This window comes from Pseudomonas sp. Arb-4-2C (assembly GCF_055755015.1).
The window spans coordinates 5,788,955-5,802,255 of sequence record NZ_CM146899.1 but is presented as its reverse complement, the minus strand read 5'-3'; the positions used below and the strand labels follow the sequence as shown (position 1 = coordinate 5,802,255).

Annotated in this window: 10 protein-coding genes; 5 read left to right on the top strand and 5 right to left on the bottom strand. The window is 60.9% G+C overall.

All coding sequences use genetic code 11. From position 1 onward, the window contains the following. The first annotated feature begins 95 nt into the window (after nt 1–95). The 3 genes from AC0J41_RS26330 to AC0J41_RS26320 all read left to right on the top strand — a co-directional run bounded on the left by AC0J41_RS26330 (nt 96) and on the right by AC0J41_RS26320 (nt 4,465). Nucleotides 96–3,026 (top strand): putative bifunctional diguanylate cyclase/phosphodiesterase, encoded by a 2,931-nt coding sequence (locus AC0J41_RS26330; protein ID WP_473013981.1) that lies wholly within the window; start codon nt 96–98, stop codon nt 3,024–3,026. A gap of 127 nt (nt 3,027–3,153) precedes the next feature. After that, entirely contained in the window at nt 3,154–4,020 is an 867-nt protein-coding gene (gene hexR / locus AC0J41_RS26325) for a transcriptional regulator HexR (protein ID WP_007962240.1), read from the top strand. A gap of 232 nt (nt 4,021–4,252) precedes the next feature. Beyond that, entirely contained in the window at nt 4,253–4,465 is a 213-nt protein-coding gene (locus AC0J41_RS26320) for a PA3496 family putative envelope integrity protein (protein WP_007962241.1), read from the top strand. On the opposite strand, the gene AC0J41_RS26315 is transcribed toward AC0J41_RS26320, so the two are convergent. Continuing rightward, nucleotides 4,407–5,369: a LysR family transcriptional regulator gene (locus AC0J41_RS26315; protein ID WP_041073865.1), complete on the bottom strand. Its 963-nt coding sequence runs from the start codon at nt 5,367–5,369 to the stop codon at nt 4,407–4,409. The two genes, AC0J41_RS26320 and AC0J41_RS26315, sit on opposite strands and share 59 nt — an antisense overlap. A 190-nt stretch (nt 5,370–5,559) precedes the next feature. Here AC0J41_RS26315 and AC0J41_RS26310 point away from each other — a divergent pair, with 190 nt between their 5' ends. After that, on the top strand, nt 5,560–6,975 hold the full coding sequence (locus AC0J41_RS26310) for an acetyl-CoA carboxylase biotin carboxylase subunit (RefSeq protein WP_025112637.1): 1,416 nt from the start codon (nt 5,560–5,562) through the stop codon (nt 6,973–6,975). Nucleotides 6,976–7,073: 98 nt separating this feature from the next. After that, nucleotides 7,074–8,882, top strand: a complete 1,809-nt coding sequence (oadA, locus tag AC0J41_RS26305; RefSeq protein ID WP_473013980.1) for a sodium-extruding oxaloacetate decarboxylase subunit alpha — start codon at nt 7,074–7,076, stop codon at nt 8,880–8,882. Nucleotides 8,883–9,061: 179 nt separating this feature from the next. Here the strand turns inward: oadA and AC0J41_RS26300 are convergent, their stop codons facing one another. The 4 genes from AC0J41_RS26300 to AC0J41_RS26285 form a co-directional block, all read right to left on the bottom strand. Further along, entirely contained in the window at nt 9,062–11,266 is a 2,205-nt protein-coding gene (locus AC0J41_RS26300) for an autotransporter outer membrane beta-barrel domain-containing protein (protein ID WP_473013979.1), read from the bottom strand. A gap of 267 nt (nt 11,267–11,533) precedes the next feature. Next, complete coding sequence (locus AC0J41_RS26295; RefSeq protein WP_473013978.1) at nt 11,534–12,205, bottom strand: GNAT family N-acetyltransferase; 672 nt, start codon at nt 12,203–12,205, stop codon at nt 11,534–11,536. Nucleotides 12,206–12,217: 12 nt separating this feature from the next. Then, nucleotides 12,218–12,664, bottom strand: coding sequence for a GNAT family N-acetyltransferase (locus AC0J41_RS26290; RefSeq protein WP_473013977.1), 447 nt, complete (start codon nt 12,662–12,664; stop codon nt 12,218–12,220). A gap of 10 nt (nt 12,665–12,674) precedes the next feature. Next, the gene (locus AC0J41_RS26285) at nt 12,675–13,298 is read right to left on the bottom strand and encodes an FMN-binding negative transcriptional regulator (protein ID WP_025112642.1); all 624 of its coding nucleotides are present in this window, start codon (nt 13,296–13,298) and stop codon (nt 12,675–12,677) included. Nucleotides 13,299–13,301 lie beyond the last annotated feature (3 nt).

Sequence of the window (13,301 nt, the reverse complement as noted above, 5' to 3'; positions counted from 1 at the left end):
CCGCCTCGCTCTGCGGGTTTTGCCAGCGATCGGGCGGGGAAAAGTTTCGCTCAAATTATGATCTGGAGCAGTTTGGCAACGGGATCGGCTTGTGTATGCTCCGTCCACGTTTCGGGCCCATGCTCACTCCTATAAGAACAAAAACATTGCAAAAGACCCTCAGCTCAGACCTGTCGGGCCCCTCTGTGGAACCCCGGGTCATCCGCAAGCATTACGCCACCGAAATGGCGGTGGAACGCACGCGCCTGCTTTATCAGGGCTCACTGCTGCCCACGTTGTTCATGTTACTCAATGGTCTGGTCTGCGCCGGTTTGCTCTGGAGTCCGCAGCGCTATTTCGTGGTCAGCATCTGGCTGGTCTGGTTGTTGTCGCTGGTGGCGCTGCGAGTGATTCAGGTCGCCGCGTTCGATTCGGCGATCCCGGACCGTCAGGCCCAGCCGATCTGGTTCCGCATGTTCCTGCTGGGCTCGACGATGACCGGTCTGACCCTGGCCGGCGCCGGTATTGCGCTGGTGCCCGCCGACAACTTCATGCAGCAAGCCTGGGTGTTCGGCCTGATCGGCGCCGCGACGTTGTCCGCCAGCGTCGCCTACGCGGTCAGCCTGCCGGCCTTCCTGTCCTTTACCTTGCCGTGCCTGCTGCCGGCGATCGGTTACCTGTTCTGGGGCGGCGATGAACAGGCGCGCGGCTGGGGCTGGCTGGGGCTGATCCTGCTCGGCTCGCTGAGTGTGGTGGCGTGGCAAGTCAATCGGTTGATCGATCGCGGGCTACTGCGGCGCTTCCAGAATCAGCACCTGATCGAGCATTTGCAGCAGGCGCAGAGCCGTAGCGAACAGCTCAATCAAGCACTGGGCAAAGAGGTCGAGCAGCGCCGTTGTGCCGAAGGTGCATTGCGTGAGGCGCAGGTCGAACTGGAAGACCGCGTGGCACAGCGCAGCCGCGAACTGGACGCGGCCAATCAGGCGCTGAGCAAAAGCGAAGCCCGTCTGGCTCTGGCTTTGAAGGCCAGCGAGCTGGGGCTGTGGGACTGGAACCTGCAAACCGACGAAGTTCACCACACACAGATCCAGGAGCTGTTCGGCCTGGCACCGGAATACGTCACGGCGATCCTGCGCGACCTCAAGCCACGCCTGCACCCCGAGGATGTGCCGTCGCTCAAGCAGGCGCTGATCGAGCACCTGAAAGGTCGCACCGAGGACTATCAGATCGAGTACCGCGTACGTCACGGCGACGGTCATTGGGTGTGGATCGAGGATCGCGGCCGCGCCGTGGAGCGCAGTGACAGTGGGCGGGTGATCCGCATGGTCGGCACCCGGCGCGACATCAGCGCCAGCAAAAGCCTTGAAGAGCAGCAAAGGCTGGCCGCCACGGTGTTCGAAGCGGCCAGCGAAGGCATCGTGATTCTCGACCCGAACTACGCGCTGATCGCGATCAATCAGGCGTTCAGCCGGGTCACCGGTTATGACATCGAAGACATGCTCGGGCGCAATGTCGTCGAACTGCCGTGCAGTCGTGATGCGCGGCGCCATTACGTCGCGATCCGTCACGCGCTTGAGCAGCACGGCAGTTGGCAGGGCGAACTGGTCGAGACCCGCAAGAACGGCGAGCTGTATCCGCAGTGGCTGCAACTCAACGCGGTGCGCGACCGTCGGGGAAATGTGAGCCATATCGTCGGCTTTTTCGCCGATCTGTCCGCGCGGCGCGAATCCGAAGAACGCATGCGCTACCTGACGCATTACGATGAACTCACCGGGCTGGCCAACCGCTCGCTGTTCCGCGAGCGCCTGCACGAAGCCCATCAGCGCGTGCGTCAGGGCGGACGGCGCAGTCTGGCATTGCTGCATATCAACCTGGATCGCTTCAAATTGCTCAACGACAGCCTCGGTCACGAGGTGGCGGACCAACTGCTGCAGAAAATGTCCCGGCGACTGGTCAACGCGTTGCCGGAGGCTGACACCATCGCGCGCTTGTCCGGTGATGAATTTGCCGTGCTGTTCGATGCCTATGGCAACTTGTCGAGTCTGGCGCGAGTCGCCACGCGACTATCGAGCAAGCTGCGCCTGCCACTGACCGTTGAGGGGCATGAGTTGGTGGTCAGCGCTTCGATGGGCATCAGCATGCTACCGGACAACGCCCGGGAAATTTCTGCGCTGGTCAGTCAGTCGAACATGGCCATGCAACACGCCAAGCACTTGGGCGGCAACAATTTCCAGTTCTATACCGACAGCCTGCAGGCCAGCACCCTGGAGCGGCTGCAACTGGAAAACCAGCTGCGCAAAGCCATCGAGGACAAACAGCTCAAAGTGTTCTATCAACCGAAGCTGTGCCTGCAAACCGGGCGCCTGAATGCGGCGGAAGCGCTGGTGCGCTGGGACCATCCGAGCATGGGTCGAGTGCCGCCGGGGGACTTCATCGGGCTGGCCGAGGAGACCGGGCTGATCGGGCCGATCGGCGAATTCGTCCTGCGCCAGGCTTGCTGGCAGGCGTGCGAGTGGCAGCGCCAGGGTCTGGAACCGATCCGCGTGTCGGTGAACCTGTCGGTGCATCAACTGCGTCAGGGCAAACTGGTCAGTCTGGTGCGCCAGGTGCTGGAAGAAACCGGGCTGGCGCCGCACTACCTGGAACTGGAGCTCACCGAAAGCCAGTTGCTCGACAGCGTTGAACACATCATCGCCACTTTCCAGCAACTGCGCGATCTGGGCGTGAAGCTGGCGATCGATGATTTTGGCACCGGCTATTCGTCGCTGAGCTACCTCAAGCGCATCCCGGTGGATTACGTGAAGATCGATCAGGCGTTCATTCGTGGACTGGGGCAGAGCAGTGAGGATGCGGCGATCACCCGCGCGATCATTGCCATGGCCCATGGATTGTCGTTGAAGGTGGTAGCCGAAGGTGTCGAGCGGCAAGAGCAGCTGGAGTTTTTACGCGTCGAGCATTGCGATGAAGTGCAGGGCTATCTGATCAGTCGCCCCGTGGAGGCTGCCGCTCTGGCCGGGCTTTTGCGCGAACAGGAAAAACCGTTTTAAGGGCTACATGCACCCCATCGCGCCTGATATGGGGACATGGAGTTACGCATTGAGCAGGCAAAAAGCCAATTCATGTAGTATAACTACAAGCGTGCTACATCCTTGCCCATAAGAAGAGTCCAGCCCCTTGAATCTGCTGCAACACATCGCCCAGTCACGTCACCTGTTACGCAAGTCGGAGCTCAAGGTCGCCGACCACGTGCTGCTTGACCCTGCGGCCGTGATGCACAGTTCCATGGCCGACCTGGCCCACAGCGTTGGCATCAGCGAGCCGACCATCGTGCGCTTCTGCCGGGCCATTGGCTGCTCCGGGTTTCAGGATCTCAAGCTCAAGCTGGCGCAGAGCCTGGCTGCCGGGGCCAGCTTCGGTCAGTTCGCGATTCACGAAGACGATTCGGTCGCCGACTACAGCCTGAAGATTTTCGACACCACGTTGCACACCCTGATGGAAGTTCGCGAGAAGCTCGATCCGGTGGAGTTGCAGCGGGCGGTGACGTTGATGTCGCAGGCGCAGCGCGTCGAGTTCTATGGCTTCGGCGCGTCCGGCGCGGTGGCGGCGGACGCGCAGCACAAATTCTTCCGTTTGCTGCTGACCGCAGCGGCGTACTCCGATCCGCACATGCAGGCGATGTCAGCGGTAACTTTGAAGCCGACCGACGTGGCGATCTGCATTTCCCAGTCCGGCCGCTCGAAGGACCTGCTGATCACCGCCAACCTTGTTCGCGAGAGCGGCGCTTCGCTGATCACCCTGTGCCCGAGTCAGACACCGTTGGCTGAGCTGTCGACCGTCAACCTGGCGATCGATGTGCATGAAGACACCGAAATCTACACCCCGCTGACCTCGCGCATCGCCCACCTGGTGGTGATCGATGTGCTGGCGATGGGCGTGGCCATGGCGCGCGGGCCGAGCCTGGTCAATCACCTCAAGAGCGTGAAACGCAGCCTGCGCAGCTTGCGTTTGTCGCCGAAGGCCGTAAAGGCGCTGGACGATTAAGCAAGGTCATTGCGACCTTGTTCGCGAGCAAGCCCGCTCCCATAGTTGATCTCGATAGACACAGAATTTGTGGTCACCGTAGATCCTCTGTGGGAGCGGGCTTGCTCGCGAAGGCGGCCTCGAAAACACCACAGCTCTATGAAACCTTCATCGCACTGTCATCCCCGCGCAGCCAAACCGTCATCCCCGGCGCCTATCGTGAAACTCCCGTACTCGCCTTGGGAGACTCGAAATGGCTCAGCCCTACGAAGAACGCAACAGCGCCGCGAAAACCCGTCGTCAACAGGAAGACCAACGCCGCATGGAATTCCGTCGCGCGATCGAAGATCGCTTCGAACTCCGTCAGCTTCAGAGCGAAATCAGCGATTTTCCTGAGGACATCGAACTCAACTACTGGCAGGCCGCACCGGCAGCTTCCCGTCGAAGCGCTCAACCAGCGCGCTGATCTGCACCCGTTCGCTGCGGATAAACGCCAGGAAGGCGTGCGCCACCGGTGACAGCCGTTTGGCCTTGGCCTGCACTAGGCACCAGCTGCGAAACAGCGGCAATTCTTCGACCGGCAGCTCGACCAGGCCGCCGGTCGCCAGCTCCAGGTTCAGGGCGTGGCGCGTCAACAGCGCCAGTCCCAGACCCGCCACCACGCATTCGCGCTGGGCTTCGGCCGAGGCCACTTCCTGAGTCTGGGTGAAGTGCACGCGTTTCTCTTTGAAGTATTCCTCGCAGGCCAGTCGCGTGCCTGAACCCGGCTCGCGGATCAGCAGCGTGTAGGGCTCAAGATCCTGCAGGCGCAGCGGCCCCATGTGTGCCAACGGATGGTCCGGGCGCGCCACGGCGACAATCGGATTGTTCAGAAACGGCAGAAACTCCAGGCCCATGTCCTGCGGCACCATCGACATGATCACCAGATCGTCGCGGTTGTCCGAGAGGCGGCGGATCACCTGGCCACGGTTGACCACCGTCAGTTGCAGGTTCACTTCCGGGTGCTGGCGCTTGAAGGCGGCGAACAGGTGTGGCACGAAGTACTTGGCGCTGGATTCCACTGCCAGCTTCAGTTGGCCTTGCAGCGAGCCCTGCATGTCCGACAGCTGCATGTCGAGGTTTTCCAGGCGGCCGAAGATATCTCGGCTGGCCCGCTGCAGGGCTTCGGCAGCCTCGGTCATGTAGAGTTTTTTGCCGACATAATCGAATAATGGCTGGCCGATCAGCTCTTCGAGCTGACGAATCTGTAGGCTGACGGCCGGTTGTGTGAGAGACATTTCATCGGCTGCGCGGCTGTAGGAGCGCAAATCACACACTTCGTTGAAAATCTGCAATTGGCGTAATGTCATACGCATCAAGGACTTACGCATTTCTTATGGGCTCTGACGGCGGGCTGATGGTTTAACTATAAGTCTTTGCTTATGCCTGACCCAATTTTTATTCATTTTTGTTAATCCCTTGCGAGCGCTAGTGTGGGGCTGCGACTAAATTGAAACATTTAGTCACGCGTCGACCTGGGTCTAGCAGGTCGTGGTGCCACCGGCTCAAGGGAACCTCCAAGTGATAACAAAGATCCTGATCGCCAACCGTGGTGAGATTGCCGTACGAATCGTGCGAGCCTGCGCCGAAATGGGCATTCGCTCGGTTGCGATTTTTTCCGACGCCGACCGCCATGCCTTGCATGTAAAGCGCGCGGACGAAGCCCACAGCATCGGTGCCGAGCCACTGGCCGGTTACCTGAACCCGCGCAAGCTGGTGAACCTGGCGGTGGAAACCGGTTGCGATGCACTGCACCCCGGTTATGGCTTCCTTTCGGAAAACGCTGAGCTGGCAGACATCTGCGCCGAACGCGGAATCAAATTCATCGGCCCGTCGGCAGAAGTCATTCGCCGCATGGGCGACAAGACCGAAGCCCGGCGCAGCATGATCAAGGCCGGTGTACCGGTGACACCGGGCACCGAAGGCAACGTTGCCGACATCGAAGAAGCCTTGGCCGAGGGCGACCGCATCGGTTACCCGGTGATGCTCAAGGCCACCTCCGGTGGCGGCGGTCGTGGCATCCGTCGCTGCAACAGCCGCGAAGAGCTTGAACAGAATTTCCCTCGCGTCATCTCCGAGGCCACCAAGGCTTTCGGTTCGGCCGAAGTGTTCCTGGAAAAATGCATCGTTAACCCGAAACACATCGAAGCGCAGATCCTCGGCGACAGCTTTGGCAACGTGGTGCACCTGTTCGAGCGTGACTGCTCGATCCAGCGTCGCAACCAGAAGTTGATCGAGATCGCCCCGAGCCCGCAACTGACTCCGGAACAGCGCGCCTATATCGGTGACCTGTCGGTGCGCGCAGCCAAGGCCGTGGGTTACGAGAACGCCGGCACCGTGGAGTTCCTGCTCGCCGAGGGCGAGGTGTACTTCATGGAGATGAACACGCGGGTGCAGGTGGAACACACCATCACCGAAGAAATCACCGGGATCGACATCGTCCGCGAACAGATCCGTATCGCCTCCGGCCTGCCGTTGTCGGTCAAGCAGGAAGACATTCAGCACCGTGGTTTCGCGTTGCAGTTCCGCATCAACGCCGAAGACCCGAAGAACAACTTTCTGCCGAGCTTCGGCAAGATCACCCGTTACTACGCCCCCGGCGGTCCGGGTGTGCGCACCGACACGGCGATCTACACCGGTTACACCATTCCGCCGTTCTACGATTCGATGTGCCTGAAGCTGGTTGTCTGGGCACTGACCTGGGAAGAGGCGATGGACCGTGGGCTGCGCGCCCTCGACGACATGCGTCTGCAAGGCGTGAAGACCACCGCCGCGTATTACCAGGAAATCCTGCGCAATCCGGAATTCCGTAGCGGCCAGTTCAATACCAGCTTCGTTGAAAGCCATCCTGAACTGACCAACTACTCGATCAAGCGCAAACCCGAAGAGCTGGCCCTGGCCATCGCCGCCGCCATCGCCGCCCACGCAGGCCTATAAATCCAGCTGCGAGCTGTCAGCCACAAGCTTCAAGTGAGAGCGACTCGGCTTTTTCTTGCAGCTCGTAACTTGAAGCTTGCCGCTATGAGGAGATACCAATGACTAAGAAGATCTTCGTTACCGATACCATCCTGCGCGACGCTCACCAATCGCTGCTCGCTACCCGCATGCGTACCGAGGACATGCTGCCGATCTGCGACAAGCTCGACAAAGTCGGCTACTGGTCGCTGGAGTGCTGGGGCGGCGCGACGTTCGATGCCTGCGTGCGCTTTCTGAAAGAAGACCCGTGGGAGCGCCTGCGTCAACTGCGCGCGGCGTTGCCTAACACCCGCCTGCAAATGCTACTGCGCGGGCAGAATCTGCTGGGCTACCGCCACTACAGCGACGATGTGGTCAAAGCCTTCGTCGCCAAAGCTGCAGTCAATGGCATCGACGTGTTCCGCATCTTCGACGCGATGAACGACGTGCGTAACCTGCGCGTGGCCATCGAAGCAGTGAAGGCTGCCGGCAAACACGCCCAAGGCACCATCGCCTACACCACCAGCCCGGTGCACACCATCGACGCTTTCGTCACCCAGGCCAAGCAGATGGAAGCCATGGGCTGCGACTCGGTAGCGATCAAGGACATGGCGGGTCTGCTGACCCCGTACGCCACTGGCGAACTGGTTCGCGCACTGAAGGCCGAGCAGTCGCTGCCGGTATTCATCCACTCGCACGACACTGCCGGTCTGGCGACCATGTGCCAGCTCAAGGCCATCGAAAACGGCGCCGACCACATCGACACCGCGATCTCCAGCTTCGCTTCGGGCACCAGCCACCCAGGCACCGAGTCGATGGTCGCGGCGCTCAAGGGCACCGAGTTCGACACCGGTCTGAACCTCGAACTGCTGCAAGAGATCGGTCTGTACTTCTACGCCGTGCGCAAGAAGTACCACCAGTTCGAAAGCGAATTCACTGCGGTCGACACCCGCGTACAAGTCAACCAGGTGCCGGGCGGGATGATCTCCAACCTCGCCAACCAGTTGAAAGAGCAGGGTGCTCTCAACCGCATGGGTGAAGTCCTCGCGGAAATCCCGCGCGTGCGTGAAGACCTCGGCTTCCCGCCGCTGGTGACCCCGACTTCGCAGATCGTCGGCACTCAGGCGTTCTTCAACGTGCTGGCCGGCGAGCGCTACAAGACCATCACCAACGAAGTGAAGCTGTACTTGCAGGGCGGTTACGGCAAGGCGCCGGGCGTAGTGAACGAAAAACTGCGTCGCCAGGCGATTGGCAGCGAAGAGGTCATCGACGTGCGGCCGGCCGATCTGCTCAAGCCGGAAATGACCAAGCTGCGTGCCGACATCGGCGCGCTGGCCAAGTCTGAAGAAGACGTTCTGACCTTTGCGATGTTCCCGGACATCGGCCGCAAGTTCCTTGAAGAACGTGCCGCCGGCACTCTGACACCGGAAGTGTTGCTGCCGATTCCTGAAGCGGGTGGTGTGACGAAGGCGGGCGGCGAAGGCGTTCCGACCGAGTTCGTCATCGACGTCCACGGCGAAACCTACCGCGTCGATATCACCGGTGTGGGCGTCAAGGCTGAAGGCAAGCGTCACTTCTACCTGTCCATCGACGGCATGCCGGAAGAAGTGGTGTTCGAACCGCTCAACGAATTTGTCAGCGGTGGCAGCAGCAAACGCAAGCAAGCGTCGGCACCGGGTCACGTCAGCACCACCATGCCAGGCAACATCGTCGATGTGCTGGTCAAGGAGGGCGACACGGTCAAGGCCGGTCAGGCCGTGCTGATCACCGAAGCGATGAAGATGGAAACCGAAGTCCAGGCAGCCATTGCCGGCAAGGTCACCGCGATTCATGTCGCCAAAGGCGACCGGGTGAATCCGGGTGAAATCCTGATCGAGATCGAAGGCTGAGATAACTGCCGCGATCCAGCGTTTTAAACCTCGGGGGGGCATGTGCTCCCCTTTTTTTTTGCCTGCGAGGCCCTCTGCAGGAGTGAGCCTGCTCGCGATAGCAGGGTATCGGTCTCTACACAGGTCGACTGATCTACCGCTATCGCGAGCAGGCTCACTCCTACAGGGGGCTCAACGCATCAGAAGGCCATGCGCCACTGGCCCATCACGCCGTAGCTGCGGCTGTCGCTGCCGGCCTCGCCAGTGATGCCGACGCCCAGGGTATTGCGCGCGGACAGGCTGAGGTCGAGACCGGCATTGAGCAGTGCGCTGTTGCGATCCATCTCGGCACCGGTCACCTCAAAGCTTTTCCCGCCCCTCACCAATTGCTGACGCGTGTCGTTGTCGAGCTCGCCGTAGGTGTGCTTCACGCTGGCGCTGAGACGCGGCGTGAGTTGCATGCCATTGGACAGGTGACTGGTTTTCGCCAGACGCAGGCCAACGGTGCTGCTTGGGTTCGCTCGGGTCTGCCCCTCAACGCTCAGCGCCGCATCGCCACCTTTTTCGGTGTATCCGTCTCGCTGGTAACGCTGATAACCAACGCTGGCGAACGGTTCGATGCTGACGTTGCCACGGCCCAGGTTGTAGCCGACTTCGGCAAACAGCTGCTGGGTATTGGCGTCGTAGTTACTCTTGAGCCGGTCGCTGAAACCATTGAAGTCGACATGCCGTTTGCCGCTGCCATCGTGCCTGCCGTAGGAGGCCCCCAGCCGCAGGGCGAGCGGTCCATCCTGGCGCAGGGCGTAGGCACCGAGGTGCCAGCTGTCGAGGTCGCCATCGAACTGCCGGGCATCGAAGCGGGTTAGCGCTTTTGCGCCCATCAGGCCGACATGCCATTGCTCGGCGAGTTGCCAGTCGGCACCCAGGACCAGGCCTTGTGTGGAGTGTTTCAACGCACTGTCGACGTCACGGTCGACCTTGCCGCCATGCCCCAGCGCTTGCAGCCAGACCCGTGCGGATCCGCCATCGCCCGCCGCCAGGCGCGGCGCATTTCCCGTCCCCTGCGCAGGCGTGCGTTTGTCCAGCTGGTGCATCGCCGAGAGCATGCTGGCGCTGACCGGACTGACGCTGCTCAATGTGGCTTTGGCGAGGTTGGCGTTGCTGCCGGCGGCCAACTGTTCCAGTGCCATGTTAGCTGTTGGCTTGTCGGCACCCAGCAGGGCAGTGACAGCCATGCTGGGAGCAACGGAAGAACCAATGGCTTTCGCAGACTCGCCAGAGGGCTCAGGCTTTTGAGGTTGCTGAGGTTGCTGAGGTTGCTGAGGTTGCTGAGGTTGCTGAGGTTGCTGAGGTTGCTGAGGTGAGGAGGAGGGTTCGTCGATGCTTTGAGCGAGCGCCTGGCTATTCTCCGTGGTCGCGAGGCTTTCAAGTGGTATGTCGTTACGGGCGTACAGCAGACCTACGCGTTGTGCTTCGTAATGCAGCGTGGGAGTCATGAACGCCAGATCGTTTTCGACAGTGCCGAACTGTCCCTCAACCTTTCCCGCCTCAAGAATGGTGTGCTGGCTGCTTTGCGGATAATCGCCGGTGGTCACCAGTTTCAGGGTGGCGTCGCCCAGATGGGCAGTGCCTTTGACGAAGACGGTCGGGCTATTGCCGGAGGCATCCACGGCATAAGCCAGTACGGCGGTGCGAGAAAGGCTCAGGTCTCCCGAGACGTTGGGCGCGCCGTACACATCGTCGACGCTCATGCGTCCGTCCACGTTCAGATGGTTCATCGCGCCACTGCCGGCAAAGTGACCGTTCTCCTGAACATTCACAACGCCGTCAATGAGGCCCTGGTTGGTCAGGTCGCCTCCTGACTGGACAGTAGCGCCGCCGCTGATTGCACCTTTGTTGATCAAGATGCCCTCGGTCATTGCCGTGCCAAGAATATGCCCGTCATTGACCAGCAAGGCCTTCGGATGAACCAGTACACCGAGGCTGAAGTCTCCCGGCCCACTGCGTATCCAGCTCCCGCGCCTGACCTCCAGTGCGCTGAAGTTACGGGTTTCACCCAGCGTCCCTTTCTTGTCTGCGTCGAGTTGCAGCAGGTTGTCACCGTCGCCTCCGTCAATCAGACCGGCGAAACTGCCTCGGGTTTGAACGGTGACGAGGTCATTGCGCCCGTCGAGCGCCAGAGCCACGCCATCCTGCGCTTTGTAAGCCTTGTTGACCTTGAGTTGAACGGTATCTGGATGACTGGCGAAGGTATCGATCTGTGATTTGAGTGTTTTTGGGGGGGCGGACGAGGTGTCTTGAAAGTCGAGCGGTGCCTCCTGGGCCATGGACAGATCAGCACATCCCAGTGCCAGGGCAATGGCCAGTGTCAGGTGTTTGGGTCGATAGTGGAATTGAACGGGCATCGAGTTCAGCCTCGGGTGGAAGGAGGCCAAACTCTAAGTCTGCGCCGGCAGACGCCGATGTCAGCTGGATCGCACGGTGCTGCGGGCTACGTCGGTTTGATCGGCGGAAAAGGGCAGCCCGGCGCAGAAGTACCGATTGCATCCTGCCGGTCTGTCGCCCTTTCCTACAAGTTGTGCTGCCGCTAGCCGCTGGTAATGATCAGAAACCCATCAGCCACTGCCCGATCAGCCCACGGCGAAGGTTTGCTGGCTGTTTGCTTTAAACACTCAGGAACGGCATTCGACCAACCCCTTCACCTGCCCCGTCGGCGTCTGGTTCTCATCGCTCAGCCATTGCTCGAACCCCGGCGCTATCGCCGGCCACTCCGAATCCAGAATCGAGTACCACGCGGTATCGCGGTTCTGGCCCTTGACCACCATGTGCTGGCGGAACACGCCTTCGAAGCTGAAGCCCAGACGCTCGGCGGCATATTTGGAGCGGGCATTGCCGTTGTTGCATTTCCACTCCAGGCGCCGGTAGCCCAGTTCGAAGGCGTACTTGGCAAGCAGGTACACCGCCTCGGTGCTTTTCGGTGAGCGCTGCATCGGCGCGCCGAAGGTGACGTGGCCGATTTCGATGCGGCCTTGCGCCGGGACGATCGACATCAGGCTGAGGATGCCTTGCACCTGACCGGTGGTACGGTCGATGACGCTGAAGAAATACGGGTCACTGCTGGCGGCGTGGTTGTTCAGCCAATCGTTGAAGGCACTGCGTTGCGGGAACGGGCCATAAGGCAAGTAATCCCAGAGTTTCGGATCGGCACCGGGACCTTCGAGTGCGGCGAACAGTTGGTCGCCATGGCGTGCCGGGTCGAGTCTTTCCAGACGAATGAAGCGGCCTTCGAGCAAGATGGCGGTGGGGGCGGGCACGCCTTTCCAGTCGGCAAGTGAAGTGGTCATGTACGTGGCTCCTTAAATGGCTTTGCGAAACTGGATGAATCCCGGGCGCTCGGCGATGCGCTCGTAGAGCTGGATCGCAGTGGCATTGGTTTCGTGGGTCAGCCAATGCACTTTGCAGCAGCCGTCAGCCTTGGCCGTAGCGTAAACGTGTTCGATCAGCAGACGGCCCACGCCGGTACCACGGGTTTGCGCAGCCACCAGCAAATCCTGCAAGTAGCAGGAGTTTTCGATGCTCCAGTTCGAGCGATGATAGATGTAATGCACCATGCCTACTGCTTTGCCATCGGCCCAGGCCAAGGCCGCGTGGGTCGGTTCGCTCGGGTCGAGAAAGCGCTGCCAGGTGCTGTCGGTCACCGCGTCCGGCAGTTCGCTGTTGTAGAAACCCAGGTAGGCCTGCCACAGCGGCAGCCATGCGGCGTGGTCGGCGGTGCTGACCTGGCGGATGTCGATCTGACTCATGGTGATTTCCTTAGCGCATCAATTGGGCGAGGGTTTGATCATTGATTTCGGGACTGGCGGCCAGAGCGTCGCGCACGCCGGCGATGTCTTCGGCGCTGCGGTTCTGACTGAGCTTGCGCTTGCCTTCGAGGCGGTCGATGGGAATGGCAAAACCGACGATGGCCTTGAGCATGCCGTCGATATAGTCGGCAGGGGCATCGTCGACCGACCAGGGCTTTGCGCGGCCGGCTTCGTGGCGGTCGGTGAGGGTACTGACGATATCGAGCAGACGACCGCCATCGCTGAAGGTTTCGGCGTGGCCGTAGGCGTGCACGGCGACGTAGTTCCAGGTCGGCACGACTTTGCCGTGTTCGGCCTTGCTGGGGTAAAAGCCCGGGCTGACGTAGGCGTCCGGGCCGGCAAAAATCAACAGGGCTTCGGCGCCGTCGCGTAGATCTTTCCACTGTGGATTGGCCTTGGCCAAGTGTCCGTACAGCGTGCCGTACTCGCCTTGTTCGCAATGCAACAGCACTGGCACATGGCTGGCTTGCAGACCATTTTCACCGTGCGTCACGAGGATGGCGAGGCGGGTGGCGAGGATCAACTCGTGCAGTTGGGACAGCTCATCGATGGCAAAGGCGCGCGGCGTGTACATGGA